The sequence below is a fragment of the Streptomyces sp. NPDC046925 genome, from assembly GCF_040644915.1.
Classification (GTDB): Bacteria; Actinomycetota; Actinomycetes; order Streptomycetales; family Streptomycetaceae; genus Streptomyces.
Genome location: NZ_JBEYWZ010000001.1, coordinates 1,295,977 through 1,321,562, shown reverse-complemented (window position 1 = coordinate 1,321,562; position 25,586 = coordinate 1,295,977). Strand labels below are relative to the sequence as shown.

Sequence of the window (25,586 nt, the reverse complement as noted above, 5' to 3'; positions counted from 1 at the left end):
TCGCCTCGCCGTGGGATCAGTCCGGGACGGTGGGCTGTCGGATGCTGTCGCCGCGGTTGTTGGTTCCGACGCTGGTGGCGAGGGCGGCGAAGTCACCCAGGACACCGAACCGACCCTTGTCGGCGGGCAGCAGGGGCCGTACGGGGCTGTCCTCGGCAAGCTGCTCGGCCAACTGCGCCTTGTAGGCGTTGTAGGCCCTGGCCGTATAGCTGGGGTCGGTGACCGCCTTCGCCCGGTGGTCATTGGTCACCGCGATGGACGCCAGGTCCATCAGATAGGTGTCGATCAGGTCGGTGACGTCCTTGGCCTTGGCACCCGCCACTCCCACCCGCGCGTGCTGAGCAAGCACCCGGGCCATCTCCAGCACGATGTCTCGGTAGATGCCGTGCCGGATGGTGTGCGGGAACGCCGCCATGACGTGGTCGGCCTGGCCCGCATCCAAGGTATTCATGAACCGCGGCGTCTTCAGCGTCTCAAGCCCCGGCACCATGAGCGGCATCCCCGCGTACAGCTCCTCTTCCTCGGGGATCTTGGTGTTCGCGGAGGCCAGCGGGTGCAGCCCGATCTCGTGGGCCAGCATGCCCATCACGTAACCGATGTCGTACTTCTCGAAGTAGTAGCTGGCCAGATTGATCTCGACGCCTTGGTCACCCCGGTCATGCACGTCGGCCGGGGTCTCCGTCGTCCGCACATGCAGGGTGATCCGGACGGGCCGGCCGCCGACAAACTCCTTGATGGTGGCGTGCTCGTCCAGCAACTCGACGATACGCATCGCCTTCTCGACGTACTTGTCCGTCTGATTCAGGTTGGTGAACTCGTAGTTACCCAACTTGAAGGTGGCCGGGGCGGCTGGGGCGGCAGGGGGCGCCGTGTTCTCGGTGTCATCGCTCTGGGGCAGTCGGGGGCGGGCTTCGCCGGTGTTGTCCCGGGTTTGGTCCGGGGCTACGGGCTTCTGGATGCTGTCGCCGCGATTGTTGACCCCGACGCTGGCGGTCAGGCCCGCGAAGTCGCCCAGCACGCCCGCCGCGCCCTTGTCGGCGGGCAGCAGGGGTCGTACGGGGCTGTCCTCGGCAAGGTGCTCGGCCAGTTGAGCCTTGTAGGCGTTATACGCCCTGGCCGTGTAGCTCGGGTCCTTGATTGCCCGCGCCCGATGGTCATTGGTCACCGCGATCGACGCCAGGTCCATCAGGTAGGTATCGATGAGGTCGGTGACGTCCTTCGCCTTGGCACCCGCGACCCCCACTCGCGCATGCTGGGCAAGCACCTGGGCCATCTCCACGACGATGTCACGGTAGATGCCATGCCGGATGGTCTGCGGGAAGGCCGCCATCACGTGATCGGGCTGCCCCGCATCCAGCGTGTTCATGAATCGCGGCGTCCTCAGCGACTCAAGCCCCGGCACCCGCAACGGCATCCCCGCATACAAGTCCTCCTCCTCGGGAATCTTGGTGTTCGCCGAGGCCAACGGGTGCAGCCCGATCTCATGGGCCAGCATGCCCATCACATAGCCGATGTCGTACTTCTCGAAGTAATAACTCGCCAGGTTGATCTCGACGCCCTCGTCGCCCCGGTCGTGCACATCAGCCGGCGCCTCCGTCGTGCGCAGCCGCAGCGTGATCCGGACGGGCCGGCCGCCGACGAAGTCCTTGATCGTGCTGTGCTCGTCCAGCAGCTCGACTATTCGCATCGCCTTCTCGACGTACTTGTCCGTCTGATTGAGGTTGGTGAACTCGTAATTGCCCAGCTTGAAGGACCGGAGGCTCGGTTCCGGCGCGGCGGGTGCCGCCGTGTCCGAGTCCTGTGGGGCGTGGGCCGGGACCTCGGTGGTCTCCGTGCCGTTGGTAGGCCGGGGCAGGGAGACCGGATCGACCCAGATGGATTCGCGCAGTTCCTCGACGGCGGAGCTCCGGGCTTCCGCCCAGCTCTGGTCGGCTTGGTCACTGTCGTTGTCGTTCCGAGGCGCCGGGGTTACGTCTCCGATGAGCGCTCCGAGCAGGGCCAGGTGCCGGTCGCGCAGGCCGGAGGGGGCGAGGGACGGGTCCTCGGGAGCCTCGTTGAGGTCGCCGAGGAGGCTGCCGAGGATGTGGGGGCGCTGCGGGGAGTCGGTGTCCCGGTACTCGTCACGCAGGCCGAGCTGGTGCGTGAGTTCGTGCACCAACTGCACCGGTGCGGCATCGGCCCACCACGTGGTCTGATCCATCCCCCGGTCCCGACCCGCCAGGTCCACCGTGAGGTGCGGGGCATCGGCGGGGTCGACGTACTCGACGGTCACGTGCAGACGGTCGCCGTTGAACAGGCGGTACTGCGGGCCGTTCAGGAACTCCTCCACCCCTGCACTGAGTTGGTCGAACACGTGCGAGGCCTGGTCGCTCTTGCCGCGCAGGGCGACACGGACGGTGAGGTCGGTGACCGGCTCACCCTGGTACGAGAACCGTCGCGCGTCGAATCCGGAACGCACCACGAACCGGGGGCGGTTGTCACGCGGGCCGCGGGTCTGCGGGGTGGCGGACGGTGACGCGGGCTGCGGGAGCCGGGGTCGGGCCTCGCCGGTGTTGGCGCCTGTTTCCGGGGCGGCGGGCGGTTGGATGCTGTCGCCTCGGTTGTTGGTCCCGATACTGGTGGCGAGTTGGGTGAAGGAACGCGCGACGCCGAACAGGGTCTTGTTCGACGGCAGAAGGTCTCGAAGCGCGGGGTTCTCCGCCAACTGGGCGTGGAGCATCTCCTTGTAAGCGTTGTAGACCCGCGCCGTGTAGTTGGGCTCCTTGACGGCATTGACCCGGTAGTCGCTGGTGACCGCGATGGAGGCGAGATCCATCAGGTAGGTGTCGAAGAGGTCGGTGACGTCCCGGGACTTGGCTCCCGCCACGCCGACCCGCGCGCGCCGTGCGAGCACCGTGGCCATCTCTATGACGATGTCGCGGTAGATGCCGTGGCGGATGGTGCGGGGGTAGGCGGCCATGATGTGGTCGGCCTGACCCGCTTCCTCGGTGTTCATGGTGCGCGGCGTCGCCAGATCGGTCAGCCCCGGCACCGGCAGCGGCATGCCTTGGTAAGCCTGCTCCTGCTCGGGGATGTCCGTGTTGCGGGACGCCAGCGGGTGCAGGCCGATCTCGTGGGCCAGCATGCCCATCACGTAACCGGTGTCGTACTTCTCGAAGTAGTAGCTGGCCAGGTTGATCTGCACGCCCTCATCACCCAGGTCGCGTACGTCGGCCGGGGTCTCGGTCGTGCGCAGGTGCAGGGTGATCCGGACGGGGCGGCCGCCGACGTAGCTCTTGATGGTGTTGTGCTCGTCGAGCAACTCGATGATGCGGACCGCCTTGTCGATGTACCGGTCCGTCTGATTCAGGTTGGTGAATTCGAAGTTCCCCAGCTTGAAGGTGGCCGGGGCGGGGGTGTCGGCGGGCGCCGTGCTGTCGGTATTGGCCTGAGGCAGCCTCGGGCGTGCCTCGCCGGGGTTGCCAACGGTGTCGGTGCTGGTGCCGGTGGCGGTGCTGGTGTCGCCGCCGGTGATGGTGTCGGTCTGGTCGGGGGCTGCCGGTTGTTGGATGCTGTCGCCGCGGTTGTTGGTCCCGACGCTGGTGGCGAGGGCCGCGAAGTCACCCAGGACACCGAACCGACCCTTGTCGGCGGGCAGCAGCGCACGAACGGGGCTGTCCTCGGCCAGCTGCTCGGCCAACTGAGCCTTGTAGGCGTTATACGACCTCGCCGTGTAGCTGGGATCCGTGATCGCCCGCGCCCGGTGGTCGTTGGTCACCGCGATCGACGCCAGGTCCATCAGGTAAGTGTCGATCAGGTCGGTGACGTCCTTCGCCTTGGCACCCGCCACTCCCACACGCGCGTGTTGAGCAAGCACCCGGGCCATTTCCAGCACGATGTCTCGGTAGATGCCGTGCCGGATGGTGTGCGGGAAGGCCGCCATGACGTGGTCGGCCTGGCCCGCCCCTTCGGTGTTCATGAAACGCGGTGTCTTCAGAGTTTCCAGGCCAGGTACCAGCAAGGGCATGCCCGCATACAGCTCCTCTTCCTCGGGAATCTTCGTATTCGCCGAGGCCAGCGGGTGCAGGCCGATCTCGTGGGCCAGCATGCCCATCACATAGCCGATGTCGTACTTCTCGAAGTAGTAACTCGCGAGGTTGATCTCGACACCCGCGTCACCCCGGTCATGCACGTCAGCCGGGGTCTCCGTCGTCCGCACGTGAAGCGTGATCCGGACCGGACGGTCGCCGACGAAGTCCTTGATCGTGCTGTGCTCGTCCAGCAGCTCGATGATCCGGACTGCCTTCTCGACGTACTTGTCCGTCTGGTTGAGGTTGGTGAACTCGTAATTGCCCAACTTGAAGGTGGCCGGGACCGCCGGGACGGCGGGGGTCGCCGTGTTCTCGGTGTCGTTGCTCTGGGGCAGTCGGGGGCGGGCTTCGCCAGTGCTGTCGCCGGTGCCGGTCTGATCGGGGGCGACGGTCTGATCGGGGGCGGCAGTCTGCTCGGTGGCGGCGGGCTTCTGGATGCTGTCGCCGCGATTGTTGGCCGCGACGCTGGCGGTCAGGCCGGCGAAGTCACCGAGCACACCCACCGCGCCCTTGTCGGCGGGCAACAGGGGTCGTACGGGGCTGTCCTCGGCAAGGTGCTCGGCCAGCTGCGCCTTGTAGGCGTTGTACGCCCTGGCCGTGTAGCTCGGGTCCTTGATCGCCCGCGCCCGGTGGTCATTGGTCACCGCAATGGACGCCAGGTCCATCAGGTAGGTGTCGATCAGGTCGGTGACGTCCTTGGTCTTGGCACCCGCGACCCCCACCCGCGCATGCTGGGCCAACACCTGAGCCATCTCCACGACGATGTCGCGATAGATGCCATGCCGGATGGTCTGCGGGAACGCCGCCATCACATGGTCCGCCTGACCCGCATCCAGCGTGTTCATGAAACGCGGCGTCCTCAGCGACTCAAGGCCCGGCACCCGCAACGGCATCCCCGCATACAAGTCCTCCTCCTCCGGAATCTTCGTATTCCGCGAGGCCAGGGGGTGCAGGCCGATCTCGTGGGCCAGCATGCCCATCACATAGCCGATGTCGTACTTCTCGAAGTAGTAGCTGGCCAGGTTGATCTCGACGCCGTCGTCGCCCAAGTCACGTACGTCGGCCGGGGCTTCGGTCGTGCGCAGGCGCAGGGTGATTCGCACGGGACGGTCACCGACGTAGCTCTTGATCGTGCTGTGCTCGTCCAGCAGCTCGATGATCCGGACTGCCTTCTCGACGTACTTGTCCGTCTGATTGAGGTTGGTGAACTCGAAGTTGCCCAGCTTGAATGTCCGGAGGCTCGGCTCCGGCGCTGCGGGCGCCGCCGTGTCCGAGCCCTGCGGGGCGTGCGCCGGGACCTCGGTGGTCTCCGTGCCGTTGGTAGGCCGGGGCAGGGAGACCGGATCGACCCAGATGGACTCGCGCAGTTCCTCGACCGCGGAGCTCCGGGCTTCCGCCCAGCTCTGATCGGTGTTCTGCTGCGGCGCCGGAGTCACGTCGCCGATGAGCGCCCCGAGCAGAGCCATGTGCCGGTCACGCAGCCCGGCGGGCGTCAGCGAGGCATCTTCTGGGGCTACGTTCAGGTCGCCGAGGAGGCTGCCCAGAATGTGGGGGCGCTGCGGGGAGTCGGTGTCCCGGTATTCGTCACGCAGACCGAGCTGGTGCGTGAGTTCGTGCACCAACTGCACCGGTGCGGCATCGGCCCACCACGTGGTCTGATCCATCCCCCGGTCCCGACCCGCCAGGTCCACCGTGAGGTGCGGGGCATCGGCGGGGTCGACGTACTCGACGGTCACGTGCAGACGGTCGCCGTTGAACAGGCGGTATTCCGGGCCGTTCAGGAACTCCTCGACACCCGCGCTGAGCTGGTTGAACACGTGGTCGGTCTGGTCGTCGGTACCGCGCAGTGCGACACGGACGGTGAGGTCGGTGACCGGCTGCCCCTGGTACGAGAACCGCCTGGCGTCGAATCCGGAGCGCACCACGAACCGGGGACGGCTGTCGCGCGGGCCGCGCGGCGATGAGCTTGTGGGCGGCACGGCCCGGGGCGCGGTGTCGGCGCCGGTCTGCGGCAGTCTGGGGCGTGCCTCACCGGTGTTGCCGCTGGTCTGCTCCCCGGTCTGGTCCGGAACGACGGGCTGTTGGATGCTGTCGCCACGGTTGTTGGTCCCGACGCTGGTGGCAAGGGCGGCGAAGTCACCCAGCACACCGAACCTGCCCTTGTCCGCAGGCAGCAAGGCATGCAGGGGGCTGTCCGGCCCCAGGTGCTCGGCCAGCTGGGCCTTGTAGGCGTTGTAGGACCTGGCCGTATAGCCCGGATCCGTGACCCCCCTCGCCCGGTGGTCATTGGTCACCGCGATCGACGCCAGGTCCATCAGATAGGTGTCGATCAGGTCGGTGACGTCCTTCGTCTTGGCTCCAGCGACCCCCACCCGCGCATGCTGGGCCAACACCTGAGCCATCTCCACGACAATGTCCCGGTAGATGCCATGCCGGATGGTCTGCGGGAACGCCGCCATCACGTGATCGGGCTGCCCCGCATCCAGCGTGTTCATGAAACGCGGCGTCCTCAGCGACTCAAGCCCCGGCACCCGCAACGGCATCCCCGCATACAAGTCCTCCTCCTCGGGAATCTTCGTATTCGCCGAGGCCAACGGGTGCAGCCCGATCTCATGGGCCAGCATGCCCATCACGTAACCGATGTCGTACTTCTCGAAGTAATAGCTGGCCAGGTTGATCTCAACACCCGCATCACCCCGGTCATGCACATCGGCCGGGGTCTCCGTCGTCCGCACATGCAGCGTGATCCGGACCGGACGGCCGCCGACGAAGTCCTTGATCGTGCCGTGCTCGTCCAGCAACTCGACGATCCGCATCGCCTTCTCGACGTACTTGTCCGTCTGATTGAGGTTGGTGAACTCGTAATTGCCCAGCTTGAAGGAACGCAGGGTCGGTTCCGGCGCGGCGGGTGCCGCCATGTCCGATGAGGTTGTGGGGACGTCCGTGTTCGTGTCGTTGCCGGACAGCGTACTCAGTTCGTACGCCTCCTCCTCCAGGATGGCGGGGAGGTCGCTGCCCTTCGGTGACGGGGGCAGCGGAATGGCCGCCGGGTCCTGCGAGACCGGGGCGGGTGCCGGGGTGTGGAGGGTCAGGGGTACGAAGTCTCCGCCCCGGCGGCGGAGCCGGATGTGCGGGCCGCTGTCGCCGCCCGGGCCCGCGTAGGTGTGGGCGGTTCCGTTCTCCTCGATCAGGGTGACGGTGGTGCCGGTCGCGGTGGCGGCCCACTCCGCCACCGCACGGTCCGCGCCGGGGCCCCACGGGGCTTCGGCGAGGTGGCGGCGCAGGTGGCCGTCGCGGGCGTCCTGGCTCGGTGTCGGCGCGCCGGGGCGGACCCGCAGGGGTGGGGGCGTGAAGAGCGAGTCGTGCTCCGCCCGGCTGCCGGGCAGGCCGTTGAGGCGCATCAGTTGGGCGGGCGTCGCCCCGGCGCGGGTGCGCAGTCGCGCCGCTTCCTTGGGGGCAAGGCCCGGCTGCTCCGCGGCCTGGCTCAATGTGGTGGACAGTGCGCCGAAGAAGCCGTTGCCGCGGCCGGTGGGGGTGCCCTGGGTGTAGGTGGCGCCGTCGGGTGCGGTGAGGACGCCGTCGCGAGCGAGGCGGTAGCGCGGGCCGCTGCTGTCGGCGGGCGGCAGCCAGGGCGCAGTGGTGTGGCTGCGGTGCGCGGGCGGCTTCGCGGAGTTCCCCGTATCCGTACGGGAGCCGGCCGTGGTCGTCGCACCCGGCAGCGCGGTGGTGACCGGGGCCGGAGTGCCGGTCGGGAGTGCGGCGGAGAAGAAGCCGTCCGTGGCGAAGAGAACCGGGTCGGCGGCGGGGTCGACGGCGGCCGGGTCGGTGCCGTGCGGCAGGAAGAGCTGGTCGCGGCCTTCGCCGGTCACCACGGTGAGCGGTGTGCCCAGGACGCGGGCGGCGAGGGCGGGCAGCAGGTCGGCTCCCCCGTGGTCACCCGCGCGGCGCTCGGGGGGTGTGCCGTTCGCGGAGGGTGTGCCGTTCGCGGGCGGCTCGACGGCGAACGGGCGTGACAGGGCCGCGACGGCGAGCGCCGCCCGCTGGCCGGGAGTCGGCCAGTAGGTCTGCGGGAGCCGGCCGAAGGCGTCGAACTCGGCCTGCTGGGCGGGGGTGAACTTCACACCGGCGGCGTTCAGTTCGTCCTGTGTGAAGGTGTCCGCGGCGTCCAGGGCGAGGGCGTCGAGCAGGTCTTCGTTGCTGTCGTCGCCAAGGGCCCAGGCGAGGCGGTCACGGGCGGCGCCGATCGCTTCGGCGGTGATGGCCGGGTCGCCGGGGGCGTTCGTGAACCGGTCGGCGAGGTCGGTGCCGAGCAGGTGGGGCAGGCGGCCGCGGTTGTCGGCGGCGGACAGGAGCGCGTGGAAGAACGAGGCGCCGTCGTGCGGCATGGCGTGCACCTCGCGCACCGTGGCGCCGTCCGGCGAGGTGAGGGTGCGCGGGCCGGGGCCGGCGCCTTCGGTGCTGACGCCGTCGGTGATGACGTACGGCTCGGGTGCCTCGGACTGCCAGGCGGGCTTGGTGTACTTCTGCGGCTGGTCAGGCGACGGGCCGGATGCCGGGCCGGTGGCCGGGCCCTGGTGGTGGGCGGTGAGACGGGAGGCGGCGAGGTGCAGCCGGTGGTGGTCCGCGGCGGCGGCAGTGGTGTGCTGCTCCCAGCGGTGGACGTCTTGGCGGGCGTTCTGCCAGGCGACGACGGCCGGTGACCAGATCACGTCCTGCGGGAGGTCTGTCGGCGGGCCGGAGTTGTCGTCGCCGAGTGCGGTCTGCTCCGCCGCGCTCAGGTCGAGCCATGTCTCACGGGCCCGCGCGCGGGCATCGTAGTAGCCCTTCTCGGCCGCGGCGAGGTCGGCTGCGGCCTTGGCCTGGTCGTCCCAGGCCGTGCGGGCCTCGGGGGTGAACGTGGTGTCGTCCAGGAGGCCGTAGTCGCGGGCGAGGTCCTCGCGCAGCCAGACGAGCGCGGTGGTCTCGGCCTCGACGGCGCGCGGGCCGCGCTTGGCCTTGCCGAGCGCGTGCAGCGGGCGGCTGTCGGTGAACCGGTGGTCCACCTCGGCGACCGAGAGCCAGCTCACCGGCACCGCGAAGAGCATGCTGCGGTCGGTGACGACCTTGAGGTGGGTGCCCAGGGTGGTGTCCGCGGCGCCCTTGAGCGTGGTGCCGTCGTTCGAGCCGCCGATCGGGACCGTGGCGCCCGGGTTGGTCACGCCGGCGTTGCTGGTGCCCGCGAGGGGTGCGGTGCCCACGGCGCCCTCGACGTTGTCGGTGATGCCCGCCTCCGACGCGTCGGAGGTCTTCGCCCGCTGCATGGCTTCCATGCGGGGCTTGTTCTCCACGGCGAGCAGCCGCGCGCCGCTCCGGTGCATCTTCGCGTAGAGGCGGGAGTCGGCGGTGTGGGACTGACCGAAGAGGTGCGACGAAGCCTGCGTGGGCAGGGATGCGCCGTTCGCGCCGAGCGCCTCGCGGAAGCCCGCGGTCAGGCCCACTTGGGTGGTGGCCTCCTCCTGGGCCTGGGCGGGCGCGGTACCGATGCCGGTCAGCGGCGTGAGGCGTGCGGTGCGCAGACGGCCGTCGAGGACCTTGCCGGTGTGCCGCTTGCCGAGGTCGGTGTCGCCGAGGCCGTCGGCGCGCGCGGTGGCGAGGGTCAGGGCGTCCCGTACGTTGCCCGCGCCGCGGATGTCCACGGCGAGGATGCCGGAGCCGATCTGGTCGTCGAAGGGCAGTACGTCGGATGCGGTGCCGTCGGTGGAGGTGTCGCGCCAGGCGGAGATGTTCTCCGGGCGGGCCTGCTCGGCGGTCAGCATCCGCACCGCGCGCTCGGGCTCCGGCACGTCCTGCTCGGTCAGCGCGCCGTCGGCGCCTTCGCCGTCCGGGGTGAGCAGGCTCGCGGGCAGGATCTCGTTGAGGCTGCCGACGGGGGTGGCGTCGACGCGGGGGGCGAGCTGATCGCCGGTCGCGTCCGTCATGGTGACGGTCAGGGTGTAGCTGGTGACGACCTCGGCGTGCGCCTGGGTGGTGGCGATGTTCGGCATCGAGGTGGTGCCGGAGGTCTGGGTACGGGTGCTCGCGCGCTGCTTGGCCGCGGTGCCCTGGAGCGACGGATTGGCGACGAGGATGCCGCTGTCCGCGGCGCGCTCGCCCCCGCTGAGCGTCACGTCGGCGCCGCGGTCCTGGGAGGTGCCGTCGGCGTCGTCGCGGGCGGTGGTGCGGTAGTCCTCCAGCTCGAAGCCGGTACGCAGCCTGTCCACGGTGGTGGTGACCGGCGTCAGCTCGAACCGGAGCCGGCCGGGGCTGCCGCCGACCGGCAGGTGGAACGGGCTCGACCAGGTGCGGTAGCGCACCGGCAGGGTCATGCCGCCGGTCGTCAGCTCGTGCAGATGCGATTGGAGGAAGTCCGGGGAGAGCCGCTGCAGGGCCTGCTCCCGGTCGTGCGAGGGCACCCCGATCTTCGCGAGCTGTGCCGTCAACTGCTGTGCCGCGCCGCTCGCGTCGAGCTGCCCGGTGGGGTGGGTGGGGAAGCGCCGGCCGCGCAGGTAGGGGGGCACGCGGTAGCCGCCGCCGAGGTTGTGCGGGGTGGAGGTGCCGAGGCCGTCCGGGGCGAGGCCTGCCTCGATGACGTCCTGCATCGGCAGGTGGAACATCACCGCGTCGCGGATGCGCTGCAACGCTGCGGCGGCCCGGCGCGGGGCGAGGCTGTCGCCCAGGCGCTCGGAGAGCCGCCCGGCCGCGGAGCTGATGCGGGCCCCGGCGCGGGTGCCCACCGCGCCCATCGCGGCGGTCCAGCGGTCCCGTACCGCGATGGTCTCGGTGGTGTCGGCGACCACCAGGTACATCCGCCCGGCGAAGGAGAGGGTGGTGTTGCGGCCGCGGGTGAGGGTCTGCGAGATGCCGCGCCCCTTGCCCCACGCGTACTGCAGGGCCGTCGAGTAGGAGCCGACCACCGCTTGTTGGCCCGGCGCCTGCTTCAGCGGCATCTCGGTGCCCTGGAGGCCGAGGGTGGTGTGGGTGACGGTGCTCGCGCTGCCGAGGACGCGGTGCTCGTTGCCCACGGTGGACTCGAGGCTGGCGGGCTTCGGGTCGCTCTTGACCCGGAAATTCCCCAGTTCGCCGCGGACCGCCGCCTTGAGGTAGTGGGTACGGAAGGGTCCGGCGCCGTTGAGTCCGGTGACGCGGGATCCGAACGGGCCCAGATACTGGCCCAGTTGTCCGGCCACACTCAGGTTCGCCATGGCCCGGCGCAGCGCGGTGCGCACCGGGGCGCCGGGCGCGCTGACGTGCCAGGAGGTGCCCGTCGCGCGGTCGGCGGTGTCCTGCATGAGCTGCTGGCGCTGCGGGCCGCCCTCGGTGCTGAGCACCACGTGCGGGACGCTCAGGAGCTTGCCGGTGAGCTGCCGGTCGGCTTGGGTCGTCCTGGCCAACGGGGTTACGCCGTCGAGGAGTTGGTCCGCTTCGACGGACGAGAGATGCCGCGGTACGGGGGCTGCGGTCGTCGGCGTCGTACTGCCCGGCGGCGGGACGGCGGGCGCGTGGCGGTCGGAGCCGTGCGCGGACGGCACGGCGAGCTCCACCCGGCCGACGGTCTCGCCGCCACGGCCGAACAGCGGCTGCTCCTCGACCTTGCTGACGAAGACACCCGCACCGAGGAGGCCGACCGAGGCGAGCCTGGCCCAGCCGCGCGGGCGGCGGTGGCCCTCGAAGGAGGCATCGAGCTCCACCCGGTAGCTGTAGAGGTCGGCGCCGGTCTGGAACATCAGGTGGTCGTGGGTGACCGCGACCGTGTTCCGGGTCGCCTTCTGGTCGGTCCTGGCGTGCCGGACGCCGACCGACACGCTGCCCGCCTGGCGCGGAAGGCCGACCTCGGGCACCTTGTCGTGGTCGCGCGGCGAGACGCCCAGCTCGACACCGCCGGAGAGGGTGGTGGACGCCTGCTGCCCCTGCCCCGAGATCTCGGTGCCGATCACCGCGTTGCGCAGGGCGCGTTCGCTCATCGTGGTCTCGAACTGCCGGTCGGTGAGGCGTGCCCGCAGGATGAGCGTGTGGTGGCCGCGGCGCACCTTGCCGTCCTCGGTGAGGGTGACCGGCACTCCGGTGGTGGTCAGGTCGTCCAGGCTCTGCGCCAGCGTGGGCCGGTTCAGCGCCTCGCGCACCTGCCGGTCGTTGTGCAGCGCGGTCCGCATGCGCCCGTCGCCGTACCAGAACTTGGCGAGACGCGGGTGCCGCAGCATCATCGGCGGGACGAACAGCGACGGATGCGCGCGGTGCAAGGTGTCCAGGACGGAGTCCGCGAAGGCCCGCATGGGGTCTTGGGGAGCGGGTTGCCCGGTCTGCTGGGGCTGGGACTCGGTCTGCGGGGGCTGGGACTCGGTCTGTGCGGGCCGGGACTCCGTCTGTGGGGGTTGGGACTCGGTCTGCGGCTGCGGATCCGACTGCACCGGAGGCTGCGGCTGGGTCTGCGGGCGTACGGGCCGGAAGCCCTCGGCGCGGACCTGGCCGCTCAGGTGCACCGGGTCCTCCCGGGAGAGGTACCACGGCACCGGCGGCTCGGCGTCCGGGTCGGGTCCGGTCTGGCCGGGCGTGCGGCCGTCCCAGCCCGCGAGGCGCCGCGCGTCCTGGGTGGAGATCCAGTCCAGGCTGACCACCCGGACCGGGCGGGCGGCCGACGGCAGCTCACCGGGCTTGCGCACCATCAGGGTGCGCTCCACCCGGTAGAGCGCGACGGGGGTGTTGCGCAGGCGCCCGGTGGTCTTGCGGGCCGCGTCGGCGCCGAGATAGTGGCCGCGCCCTGTGGTGAGGTCCGCGCGGACGAGCGGGCCGCCCTGGAGACGTACATCGGTGTCCGGGCCGATCAGGGTGTAGTTCGGCCCCGAGGTCACCTGGACGCCAAGGCGGGTGTCACGGACGTGACCGCGCTCGTTCTGGTACGTGGTCTGGGTCAGCTCGCGCAACTCCGCCTTGACCGACTCGGTGACCAGGGTGGCCCGGTGCGGCACCGAACGCTCCACGATCAGGTGCCCGAGGGGATGCTGCCCGCTGCCCCGGCTCAACTCGGGCCCGGTGACCGGCCCGGAGAACCGGCCGAACAGAGCGAGGAGCCGCCCCGGCCGGACGTACGAGACGAGCGTGCGGTGCGCCGAACTGCCCGGCCGGACACCGGAGATGGCGAGCGCCACGTCTTCCGGCGGGTCCGTCAGGTGCAGCCCGGTGGTGTCGGTCATCCGCGGCTCGATCCCGTCCGGGAAGGTGAGCGTCTCGGGCGCCCGCCGCGGTCCGTTGTAAGGCACGGTGAGATCGTCCGGCAGCCGCCAGCTGAGCCCGTCACGCATCGCGAACTCCGCTGCGTGGACCTGGTTACGCCGCCAACTGGGCTGCGACTGAGCCGGGTTGGCCGGTCCCGTGGTCACCGGCGGCGCCTCGGTCACGCGGTGCACCCGTACCCGGTAGTGGACGTCGTCCAGGTGCAGGTGCGAGCCCTCGTGGGCGCGCCACTCGCTCTGGTTGTACGCCGCGGTCCCCTGCGCGTAGTCGGTCCTGCGGGTCCAGCCCAGCGAAACACCCAGCTTCAGGAGCCAGTTGAGCGGCGGGCCCATGCTCAGCCCGCCCGCGATCCGGCGCCCGAAGCCGACGCTGCGCCCGCCGCCCGTACCGGCCTGGCCGCGCCGCGCGGTGTCGAGACGGACGGTGCCGCCGCCCACGTCGGAGAAGCGTTCCCAACGGTGGTACGGGATGGCCTCTACCGTCATCTCGTGGCCGACTGCGGACTTCTCGCGGCCCACGAAGCGCGCGCCGCGCGGGGCGGTGAAGGCGCCGGGCTGTTCGGTCAGCAGGCGCAGCAGTTCCGCCTCGTCGAACTGGCTGCGCAGCTTGGCGGGCAGCTTGCCCAGGATCTCCTCGGCCACCTGCTCGGGCGAGCGCAGGGTGGTGGTGCCCGGCCCGGTGAGCAGTCCGGCGGGACCTTGCCGCGCGGTCCCGGCTGCCGGGTCGGAGTCCGGGCTGATCAGGACCGTGGGCAGGCGGCTGCCGTCCTCGAAGGTGACGGTGGACGGCATCGGGCCCGGCGGCCGGGCGTCCGGGCCGGTCAGCAGCCGGGCCGGCCGGTACCGGTCGAGCTGGGTCTCCAGCGGTACGGGGTCGCCCTGGTCGGGGGTCTTGGCGGGGTCGGAGACGTCCGTGGTCTGAGTGGTGGTCGGATCCGGAGGGGTTGTATCCGGGGTGGTGGTATCCGGGGTGGTCGTGTCCGGGGTGGTGGTATCCGGCGTAGTCGTGTCCGGGGTGGACGTATCCGGGGTGGTCGGGGCGGGGATGACCGGATCCGGAGTGGTGGTCTTCAGGTTGGGGTCCGGAGTCGGGTCCGGGGTCGGGTCCGGGTCCGGTACGGGGGTGAGCGGGGCCGAGGCCGGGATCAGCGCGTCGTAGTGGTCGGTGCCGTTGTAGGCCAGGTGTACGGCGGGGCCGCGGGCGCCGGGGTTGAGGTTGTGGACGAGGGTGGTGCCCGGTGCCCGCCGGTCGGGCTGTACGAGCCGCAGGTCGAGGTCGAGGGTGTGCGCCAGGGCTTCCGGGAGCAGGTCGGCGAAGGGAGAGGACCACAGCGCGGGGAGATCGGCCGCCGAGGCGACGAGCCCCTTGGCGCCGAGCCGCCTCGCGTCGGCGGGGGTGGGCGCCACGTCGGCGAGGTGCGGGTAGTTGCTCTCCCGGATGATCCGCTGCCATGCGCCCGTGTCGCCGTTGGTGACGACATCCTGTGCGATCTGGTTCCAGAGCCGGGTGATGCGGCTCTGTTCGGCGGGGTCCCGTACCCCGGCGATGGCGCGCATCCGCAGGTCGTCCACCACGGCGAAGACCGGGTCCGGGATCGCCAGGGACACGGTGTCGCCCAGTTCGGACCCGGCGATCCGCTCGCTCAGCAGGCGGCGCAGTTCCCGGACGTTCCGCGCGGCCCAGGCAGGGGGTATGTCCTGGCTGCGCGCGCTGTCGAGCAGCGAACGGAACAGACAGTTTCCGCCGCCCGGCGTTTCCAGCCGCCGCAGGGCAAGGCCGTCCGCGTGCACGGTGTCCGCGGTACCGGGTGTGGTCTTGCTGAGGAGGGTCAGGTCCTGGGCCAGGCTCTCCGGGCGGCTCGGCGCGGGCGCCAGATCGGGCCTGCGGCGGGCGAGTTCGGCGGTGTCCTCGGAGCTCAGGCCCAGCTCGGACAGCGGCAGCGGGGTGCTGGAGAGCGACCAGGTGATCTGTGCGGACGGCGCGTAGGCCAGGCCCCGTACGTCCTCCGGCGAGACCAGGGTGGTCGGCGGGAGTGCGGGCGGCGGCGGGGGCAGCAAGGCGTCGAGTGTGGTGTCGGGCCCCGCGGTGTTGCGCAACTCCGCTGCGGCGCCCAGGAATTCGGTGTACTGCTCGGTGGTGGGACCGGTCTCCGGGTCGGGGGTGACATCGCCGGTGGCACCGCCACGGTCGACGACCATCCGGCGCAGCAGATCCGGGGTCATACGACCGTCGCCGTAGCGCGCCGCGGTCTCGGGACTCTGCCAGCGCAGGCCGTCCACGAACGCGAGCCCGGCGAGCAACTCGGCGTTCTCCGGCCGCTGTTCGGCGTCCGGGCCGAAGGCGTCCCGCAGCGTGCGGATCTGCTGGAGCGTACGTGCCCGGGCGAAGGCGTCGGCGGGATCGGGGCCCGCGTGCAGGCCCGCGACACGTGCGAGGGCGTCCAGGTCGGCGCCGCTGGGCTCCGGGCTGAAGAGCCGCCAGTGTCCCGGCCCGTCCGGGCCCTCGGTGAGCACCGCGCGGACGTCACCGTTTCCGTCCCGCGCCGTGCCCACCTCGGTGGTGGGCGCGTACACCGGCCGCCCTGTGCGGTTCGCCACGTGCTGTGCCACCGGGAGGCCCGCGATCTCCGGCTGACGTCCGGTCTCGCAGGAGAAGAGCACCAGCGGCCGGTCCTGATCGCCGTCCGCCGCCCAGGACTTGAGCACTTCGCCGAGCTGCACGCCGCTGACCTTCACGGCGGGGTGCCGCGCGTCTTCGGTACCGAGCGTGACGGTACGGGGGGTGCCGTGCCCCGCGAAGTAGTCGGCGCCCCGCCGGGTGCCCGACCCGGGGAGTGCGGTCGGCGGGCCGGTGAACACCGTACGGCTGACGGGCTCAATCGCTGCCGTCTCCGTAGCCGGGGGTACGGATGTGGTGCGTACCCCTCGGAAGGTGTCCTGGCCAAGGAGCTCGCGCCGCCCCGCGCTGTGCGCGGTACCGTCTTCGGCCGCGCTCTGCGAGATGGTCAACGTCTGTACGGCGCGCCCTGGTTGGGGCGTGATGTTTGCGTCAGGCACCCAGCGGCGCAGCTGCGCGACGGGCACGGTGTGCCCGTCCAGGGTGGTGACGACCGGCTCGCCCTCGGGCGTGGGGGCTGTGTTGGCGTCGTCGGAGGTCTCGCTGCCGGTCGCGGGCCGCACGACGATCCGCCCCGTGGGCGGGAGCGATACGGGCGGTGCCGTCGGAGAGTTGTCCGGTGCGGTGGTGGACGGCGGCGGAGGAGGTGGCGGCGGGGTGCCGCCGTCGCCGGGCCCGCGCCCGCGCCCCGGCCCGCTGGTTGTGTCGCCGTTGCCTTGGCCCGACTCAAGGTGGAGGTCGGTGGCCGGTTCGACCCAGGGGCGGGACAGGGTGGCGAGCTTGGCGGCGCCGGGGTCGACGGGGACGGTGGCGTTGGCGGAATCCGGGCCAAGTTTACTGTCGTGCAGCGCGGTTGGCGGACCCGAGACCGTCTTCGGGCGGGCGTCCGGGGCGAGTACGGCCTTGTCGCCGTCCGTCGACACGGTGCCTTGCGTGACGGGGTCGGATATCGCGGAGGGCCCCGCACCGAGGGCGTCGGCCAGCGGCAGCAGCACGTCCGCGCCGGGGAACGCGGTGTCCGGAGCAACCGGGGTTCCGTCCGGCGTCACGGCGGTCGGGGGCCCTGCCAGCGGGCGGACCTTGACCGGAGCGCCCGGCCCCTCGCGCGTCAGCTCGGCGGCGGCACGTACCGGGCGGCCCGCCCCGTCCTGCGCGACCGGGGGGCCGAGCACGACGGCCCGGTCGACCCCGGCTCCGTCCAGCAGCTCGGTGGCTTCCGGCGCCCCCTCCCCCGGCGGCGGCACCTCCGATACGACGATCGTCAACGGCGGAGACTTGGCGGGCGAAGGGCCCCCGGCGAGATCGACGCCGAACCCGGCCTCCATGTCGCTGCTCGGCCCGCTGACGTCGCCTGCATCGCCCGTGTCGGTGCCCGTGTCGGCGTACGACCCGGTGGTGCTCACCTTCGGCGGTGCGGTCGCGAGATCCCCGTCCGGGGTGGGGGCACTCTCGGCGGTGCTCGAAGTGCCTTCGTTGCTGGCCGAGTTGACGACATCCGGGGCAGCGGTGACGTCCGACGACGTGTCGACCCCCGGAGACGTATCGCTCTCCGGAGGAGTGACGGTTTCCGGCGGCGGAGAGGTCTGCGCGCCATCACCGGTCGTGGCCTGCGAGCCGTCCGGGTTACGGGCACCCGACGGCTGAGCGGCAGAGGGGTTCTGGGTGCCCCCTCCGGCGGGGGTACCGCTCGGCTGGGCCCCTGTCCCTGTAGCGGTTGGTGAGCCTGTCCCCATCCCGGCCGAGCCGGAGTTGCCGGGGGCATTCAGGCCAACGGGACCGCCGACGCCTTGCCCCGGCCCCGACACCGCACGGTCACCGCCCTGCCCGGCCACCTCATCCGGCGAGTTCTGCACGTCCGGCGAGTTCTGCACGTCCGGCGAGTTCTGCACGTCCGGCGAGTTCTGGACGTCGCCCTCCGGGCCGCCCAGCCCCGAACTCTCCGGAGCTCCCCCGAGCGCGGGAGGACCGTCCGGGGAAGCCGTCGTGAGCGGGGGATCCACCGTGACCGGGGTGCCGAAGCCGTCCAGGGCCCGGCGGACCTCGTCGACGTCCAGCTGGCCGTCGGCGGAGTTCCCCGCGGGCACCACCCGGACCTCGGGCACCTGCGACAGGTTGCCGTGCAGGTTGTCGCGCACGCCGATCTCGGTGCTGCCGGGCGGCTGGGATCCACGCAGGTCGGCGAGGTCGCTCAGGGCCTGCTCGCGAACCTCGGGGGGACCGTTGTGAACCTGCTGCCACAGCTCGTTCTCCGCGGCGGTCACGGGCAGCGGGGCCGGCGTGTGAGACGGCGAGGGCAGGGGGCTGTACGGCGGCGGGGCGTCGATGGAGTAGGGCGGGGGTGACTGGCTGCCGGTGAAATCACCCTGGCCGGTGTTCTGTTGCGTGACCGGCGGAGGAGATGAGTCGAGCGTCGAAACGCCACCGCCGGAGGTGCGCGAGGGGCCGTCACCGCCCGAGGTGCGCGGAGGGCCGTCCGTACTGCCGGACGAGCCACCGGAGCGCGTGGAACCGTCAGAGTCGGAGTCGGAGTCGGTGCTGCCGCCCGACACGGTGGGCGGCGGCTGATTGCGCAAGTTGTCGATGACATTGCGCAGTTCGGCCCCGGTGTTCAGCGCGCCGCCGGTGAGCGTCGACTCGACCTGGCTGCTGATGCCCGCACCGACGAAGGTGGACCAGCTCGTGGACCAGTCGCCGTCGAAGGCCCCCTTGATCAGGATCTCCGCCAGCGCCTCGCCCGCACCGGCCGCGACGAAGTCGGCCGTCCCCTTGATCCCGTAGTGCCCCGCCAGCGCGCCCGGCCGGTGGGAGAAGTTGTTCAGGAGGTAGTTGTTCCGCCACAGGTTGGGGTTGTTGAAGAAGGAGAGCGGGTTGTTCGTGAGGTTCGGCCCGCTCCCGTTCGGGGTGGGGTTCGGGGTGTTGTTCGGGGTGGGGCCGGGTGTGGGAGTGGGGTTGGGATTGGGGGTGGGGTTCGGCGTGGGGGTGGGGGTCGGGCTCGGAGTAGGGCTGGGGGTGGGCTCGGGCGTCGGCTTGGGGTTCGGCTTCGGGTCCGGGATGTCGTTCTTGGGGCCGGGCCCCGGCGTGTTCGGGCCGCCCGGGCCGTTCTTGAAGTCGTTGCCCGGGCCGTTCTTGAAGACGTTCTTGTCGTAGCTGTTGACGATGTTCTTCGCGAAGCCGTTGAAGATGCTGGTGAGGCCGCCGGCGGCGGCGCCGAACGCCGCCGACTTGAGGATGTCGCTCCAGTCGAAGCCGTCGGGGCGGCGGCCGTCCGGGGCGAAGTTCATCATGGCGAGGCGCACCGCGAAGGTGGTGAAGGCTTCGGCGAACGCCTCGGTCAGCGAGGGCGCGATGTGCAGCCGCTGGAGCAGGTGGGTGAGCGTGGTGAGGATCATGAACCGGCTGCGCAGCTTGGCCATCATGATCTGGCTGGCGGACGCGCCGCCGGTGAAGAAGGACATCGCCAGGTAGATGGCGATCTCGATGAGCAGCCGGATGACCTCGGCGATGACCTGCCATTTGGACTCCATGATGTCCATGGAGGTCTTGCGCCGGCCTTCGGCGATCTTGTCGAGCTGGTCGGCGAATTCGAGGAGGTAGTTCTTGCCGCCGTCGCCGGTGAGGGTGCCCATGGCTTTGGCGTACGACTTCGACAGGTCGTCCGGCATGGACTCGGCGATGTCGTGCACCGACTTGTCGATGAGCGAGGACATCCTGTTGAGCTTGCGGCCCAGGCCGGAGTAGGGCATCCGGCTGTCGTAGGCGAGGTCCTCGTCGGCGTCGATGAGCTTCTCCCCGGTGAGGATGAAGATCATCGCGTTGACCTCGGGCGAGACCTGAATGCTCATCGCGGGCCACCCTGAGGCCTGCCCGGAAGCCCGCCCTCAGCGCAGGCCAGGGGTCCGCCCGGAGACCACGAACCGGCCGCTCCCGGCAGCGTGCTGCGGGAGCGGCCTGCGGTGCAGTGGTGGTCAGCGGCGTCCATGCCCGCCCGTGCCGGCGTCACCGTCGAGGCCGTTGGCCTCGAGCCGGTTCGTGCCCTGCTCGATGTCGTCGATGTTGCGGTCGCGGGTGTCCTTCACCATGCGGACCTGGCTGACGGTGGCGTCGGTGATGCTCGTCAGTGCGTCGCGGATGGACAGCATGGTGTCCTTGGTGGTCTGCCGCTCCTTCTGCTCCTGCGGCTTGGCCTTCTCGGCGAACTCACCGCTCGTACCGGGCCAGCTGACGGTGGGGGCCAGTTCGTCGAGGAACTCCTCGGTCATGCTCCTGGCCAGGGTGCCGATCTCCTCCAGCTGTCCTGCCAGTGCCTCGATGCGCTGCGGGTCGACGTAGTACCGCTCACCCATGGTCAGTTCTCCCCGTCCTCGCCGATCGCGTCCCGCCAGGCGGGGGTCGGCTGACCGCCGCGTGCCGTGTCCTCGCCGTCCTCGCGCAGTACCTCGGGGCCGAACATCTTCTCCCAGTCCAGTTCGAAGCCCTTCAGCTCGGGCACTTCGCTGCTGGCTTCGGTGAAGGGCGCCATCGCCTTCATCACATGGCGGTTCATCTTCAGGCGCGCGGCGCTCGCCGCCTCCAGGACGCTGGCGGCGAGCTCCTGGGGCGACATGTCGCGGTACTTGTTCTCCAGGAACTCGATCCCGGTCAGCTCGCCCTGCGGGCCCACGGTGGCGCGGACCGCGCGGTCGGAGGAGAGCACGGCGAACGACGCCTGCCGCAGCTCGCGTTCGGTGCGCGCGACCGCTTCCTGGGCCGTCCGGAGTTCGGCCATCGCCTTCTCCAGACGCTTCTCCAATGGTTCCATCAGGACCGCGCCTCCCTTTGCTGCTGATCTGATCTTGCCTGGTGAGGGCTGTGTTGCGAAAGCCGGGGTCCGCGATGCCGTCGTCGCCCGATGACAGCCCGGGTCCCCGGCACGGTCATCGACCGATGACCGCCGGGGTGCCGCCCTCCTCGGTTCCCCATACGTCGTCGTCCTCCTCCAGGTAGTCGGCGGAGGAGGTGGCCCTGCGGCCCGGCTCCGCCTCTTCCTCGGAGCTGTCGCCGCCGGTGGTCGCCACGCGGGAGGCCGGCGCCAGGAAGGTGTCGCTGTCCTCCTGGCGGTTCCACGGGCTGCGCCTGCGGCGGTTGCGCCGCTCGCTCTCCTCCACCGCGTCGACCAGTACGGCACGCACCCGCTCGCCGTTGCCCTTCTCGCCGCCCGCGCCCATGCCGCCCATGCCGCCACCCATCGGCATGCCGGGCGAGCCGGGCGTGCCGGGGGCTCCGGGTGTGCCGGGCCCGCCGCCGGCAGCGACCGGGCCGTTCGCGGAGGCCCCGTCGGACAGCGGGGCCGCGCCGCCCGCGCCCAGACCGTCCAGCGCGGAGCCGCCGAGGCTTGCGCCTGCACCGACGGAGGCCGCGCCGCCACCGCCGGAGCCCGCGCCGCTGCCGCCGCCGTTCAGATCGGGGAACGTCACCTCCCGGCTGGTGGAGCCGCCGCCACCGGGGCTGCCCAGGCCGTCGGGGATGTCGAGACTGTTCTTGTTGCCCGCGGAGTTGAGGTCGTGCAGGTCGACCGTCTTGGTGTGGCCCTGCGGGTCGGTGACGGTGGCGATGCCGGTGTCCGGGTCGATGACCTGCTTGCTGCCGTCCGGGTTCGTGGAGGTGAGCATGCCGTTGTCGAGACTGGTGACGGAGCCGTCCGGGTTGGTCACCTTCGCCCCGTGGGTCAGGTCGGTCAGCGTGGTACTGCCGTCCGGGTCGGTGGAGGTGAGCATCCCGCTGTCCGGGTCGAAGCTGGCCTTGCTGCCGTCCGCGAACGTGGTGGCGAAGTCGCCGTGGTCGAGCGAGGTGTGCGCGCCGGTCGAGCTCTCCAGGCCGGACGGGCCGCCGTTGAGGTCTCCGAGGTTGCCCAGGTCGCCGATCGACTGGGTGTCCGGACGGGAGTTGAGGTCACCCAGGTCGCCGAGGTCGCCCAGATCTCCCGGACCGTTCCCGCCGTTGAGGTTGCTGAGGTTGCCGAGGTTCTGGGTGGTGGTGTGGCCGTTCGGGTCGGTGGTGACGGCCTGCCCGGTCTGGGGGTCGATGCTCTGGCTGGTGCCGTCGGGGAAGGTGGTGGTCAGCTTCCCGTCGTCGCCGAGCGAGGTCACCGAACCGTCGGGGTTGGTCACCTTGGTGCCGTCGCCCAGGTTCTGCGTGGTGGTCGACCCGTCCGGATTGGTCGTGGTGAGCGTCCCGCTGTCCGGATCGAAGCTGGTCTTGCTGCCGTCCGGGAAGTCGGTGCTGAGCTTGCTGCCGTCGAGCTGGGTCTCGGCACCCGTCGGGGAGTCGAGCACGCTGTCACCGCCGCCCGCGCCGCCGTTGAGGCCGTCGAGGCTTCCCAGGTCGGTCGTGGTGGTGGTGCCGTCGGGGTTGGTGGTGGTGCTCTGCCCGGTCTGGGGGTCGATGCTCTGGCTGGTGCCGTCGGGGAAGGTGGTGGTCAGCTTCCCGTCGTCGCCGAGCGAGGTCACCGAACCGTCGGGGTTGGTCACCTTGGTGCCGTCGCCCAGGTTCTGCGTGGTGGTCGACCCGTCCGGATTGGTCGTGGTGAGCGTCCCGCTGTCCGGATCGAAGCTGGTCTTGCTGCCGTCCGGGAAGTCGGTGCTGAGCTTGCCGTTGCCGAGCTGGGTGTTGCCGCCGGTCGGGGTCTTGAGGGAGCCGCCGAGACCGTTGTTGAGTCCGCCGAGATTGCCCAGGCTCTGCACCATGGGCGGGGCGTTCCCGGGCCCGTCGCCCTGCCCGTTCAGACCGCCGAGGTCGCCCAGGTTCTCGCTGACGGACGGCGGGACGTTCGATGTTCCGGGCGGGCCTTCACCGTTGATGCCGCCCAGGTCGCCCAGGCTTTCGGTGACCGGCTTGTTCTGGTTCAGGAGGTCGTCGAGGCCGTCGAGGTTCTGCTGGTTGGGCGAGTTGGGATCGTTGAGCCCGCCGAGGCTCTCCTCCATGGCCTTGGCCTGCTCCTCGGCCTCGCGCTTGGCCTCGTCCTGTTCCTTCTTCTGTTCCTCGCGCAGTTCGTCCTGGTACTTGCGGTCCTCGTCGCGCTGCTGGTTCTGCTCGTTGCGCAGGTCTTCCTGGAGGCGCTTGGCCTCGTCCTGCTCCTTCTTCTGCTCCTCGCGCAGCTCGTCCTGGTACTTCTTGTCCTCTTCCCGCTGCCGGTTCTGCTCCTCGCGCAGTTCCTCCTGGTACTTCTTGTCCTCCTCCCGCTGCCGGTTCTGCTCCTCGCGCAGCTCGTCCTGGTACTTGCGGTTCTCCTCGTTCTGCTTGTTGATCTCGTCCTGGTCCTCCTTGAGCTTCTTCTCCTCGTACTCCTCCGCGGCCGTGCTGGTGGACTTCGGCTTGGGGACGTTCTCCGAGAAGTCCTTGCCGAGGTCGATGAAGTGGTTGTTCAGGTCGGACTGCACCTGGGCGGCGGGCTTGCCCAGGTACTCGTCGACGCCCTGGCTCCAGATCTTGACGGCCTTGTCGCCGACCTTCGCCCAGTTGGCGATGTCGGTCAGATCGCCGTACTCCGGATGCACCTGCGAGAAGCCGTCCTGCGGGTTGTGCCGGACGGTCGTGGTGTATTGGGTGGTGGTCGACGTGATGTCCGTCTTGGCGACGTTGTTCGCGTCCGCCCACTGGGCGAGGTCGTCAAGGACGTAGCGCAGCACCTGGTGCGGGTCGTAGTAGGAGGACTTGGCCCAGTCGAGCCACGCGTCGAGCAGCTTCGACGCCGAGTCCTCCAGGTACTTGCGGCCCAGCGACAGGGCTCGCGAGTACACCGTGTTGCCGGTGCCCGTCTCGTCGCCCGTACCGGCCGATGAGTCGAAGGTCTCGACGTAACTGTCGTAGTTCTCGCGGATCTTCTTCAGCAGACTGCGGAAGACCTCCGCCGCCTCGCCCTTCCAGCTCGCGTCGTCCCGGCCGAAGCGGTCCTCCCAGTCCTTGAGGACCGTCGCGTGATCCCTGAAGAACTTGGCGGCGAAGTCGAACGAGTCCCCTGTGGTGTCGAAGGAGTTCAGGTCGACGACACCGCCGCCCTCCACGCTCAGGTTGCTGAAGCGGGCGTCCTGGGTGCCGCCGCCCAGCAGAGCGAGCAGCGCGGTGCGCGGCCCGTTCATGTACCGGGCGAGGGGGATCGTGCTCATCTTGTCTTTGTTGTAGTCCGTGAATTCATTGCCCTCACGGACCTGGGCGTCATGGACGTTGTCGGACCCGGGGCCGTCGAAGATGATCTCCTCGCCGGCCTTCACGCGGCCCTCGAAGACGATCCGGGCCTGCATGATCGACATCTTCTTGCCGCTGTCGAAGAAGTAGATGTCGTAGTCCTCGCCCTTGTTCGTCAGGAACCCGGAGTCCTTGACGACGAGGCTGAGGCTGCGCTCCTTGATGTCCATCCGGAAGAGCTTGCCGCCGTGGTCGGAACGGAGCGTGTCGAAGACGGTGCCGCGGTCCGGCACCGGATAGCCGGTGATGTGCTTGACCAGGGTGGCCCAGGTGTCGCCCGACGGGTCTTTCGCGTCGTCGAACTTGTCGAGGTTCTCACCGGACTTGGGATCGTACCGATCGGCCACCGGGCGCCCTTTCTGGTCGGTTGTCGTTCGTGCCGGCGCGCCCCGTCGTCGTACGGGCGGGGCGGCAGGCGTCTTTCACAGGGCGCGCCGGACGGCCGTGGCGTCGGCCGGCGCGAGCGGCTGGGGTCAGTCGTCTTCCGACTCGCCGGAGGTCCCGGCGGTCAGGGTGTCGACCTCTTCGAAGGTCTGCAGGAGCGTCTGCGCCTCGATCGCGCTCAGGTTCTTGTCCTTGGTCTTGCCGGCTTCCTCGATGGTGTCCGAGAGCGCCTCCTTGAGCTCCTTGAAGAGCTCCATCTGGTCGCCGAGGAGCTTGTCGATCGACTCGGCCGCGGCACGCACGCCCTCGATCAGCTTCGGTCCCGAGACCAGCGGCTCGGTGACCATCTTGCCGATACGCAGCAGCTGCTTGTCCTGGTCGAGGTTGTCGGCGGTGGTGTGCCCGTCGATGAGCTGTCCGAGCGGACGGATGGAGGATCCGTCGCCCTCCTCGCGGTGCTTCTTCGCGGCGGTGTACACCGGCTGCACCTCGTTGTCCCGGAAGTTCTCCATCTGCTTGAGATCGAAATGCTTGACGTCGGCTTTCTCACCAGCCATGGGACGTTCTCCTGCTGCTCGGTGCCGGACGGGGACACGAGGTGGTCCGGCGGTCGCGCCGCGGACGGGCGACCGCCGGACCGGGTGCGGACCCTCGTGCCGGATAGGCGGTCAAGGACTAACGGGCGCGCACGCTGCCCCAGTTGTCGGCGCTCTTGCGCTCGTCGCGGGAGTGGTTGTCGTGGATGGACCGGATCAGCTCGCCGTTGTCACCGAGGAGACGGGCCATGTTCTTGGTGGCCTGGTCCCACTCCGCCTGGACCTCACGGTACTTCTCCTGGTCCGCGCCCTCCCAGGAGGTCACGAGCGGCTTCAGCTCGTCCTCCAGGTTGTTGAGGGTGTTGATGATCAGCTGGGTCTGCTCGGTCAGCTCCTCGATGGCCTGCTGGACCTTGGGATACTGCAGATCGATGATGCCTTCGGACATGACGTCTCCTCTGGAAGGCCGGGCGCCGGGCCCGGGAAGCTCACGAAGTCCGGCCGTACACGGGGG

6 protein-coding genes are annotated in these 25,586 nt (G+C 70.3%); all 6 read right to left on the bottom strand.

The features are described from left to right. Positions 1 to 16 precede the first annotated feature (16 nt). Complete coding sequence (locus ABZ906_RS05455; protein WP_361377615.1) at positions 17 to 19,774, bottom strand: hypothetical protein; 19,758 nt, start codon at positions 19,772 to 19,774, stop codon at positions 17 to 19. Positions 19,775 to 19,897: 123 nt separating this feature from the next. After that, entirely contained in the window at positions 19,898 to 20,275 is a 378-nt protein-coding gene (locus ABZ906_RS05450; protein ID WP_361185907.1) for a hypothetical protein, read from the bottom strand. Positions 20,276 to 20,277: 2 nt separating this feature from the next. Then, positions 20,278 to 20,733, bottom strand: a complete 456-nt coding sequence (locus tag ABZ906_RS05445; RefSeq protein WP_361378105.1) for a YbaB/EbfC family nucleoid-associated protein — start codon at positions 20,731 to 20,733, stop codon at positions 20,278 to 20,280. A gap of 112 nt (positions 20,734 to 20,845) precedes the next feature. After that, entirely contained in the window at positions 20,846 to 24,499 is a 3,654-nt protein-coding gene (locus tag ABZ906_RS05440) for an AAWKG family protein (protein WP_361377612.1), read from the bottom strand. Between the two features lie 126 nt (positions 24,500 to 24,625). Then, the gene (locus tag ABZ906_RS05435) at positions 24,626 to 25,093 is read right to left on the bottom strand and encodes a type VII secretion system-associated protein (RefSeq protein ID WP_361185901.1); all 468 of its coding nucleotides are present in this window, start codon (positions 25,091 to 25,093) and stop codon (positions 24,626 to 24,628) included. 118 nt (positions 25,094 to 25,211) lie between these two features. Then, entirely contained in the window at positions 25,212 to 25,520 is a 309-nt protein-coding gene (locus ABZ906_RS05430) for a WXG100 family type VII secretion target (RefSeq protein ID WP_361185899.1), read from the bottom strand. Positions 25,521 to 25,586: the final 66 nt, after the last annotated feature.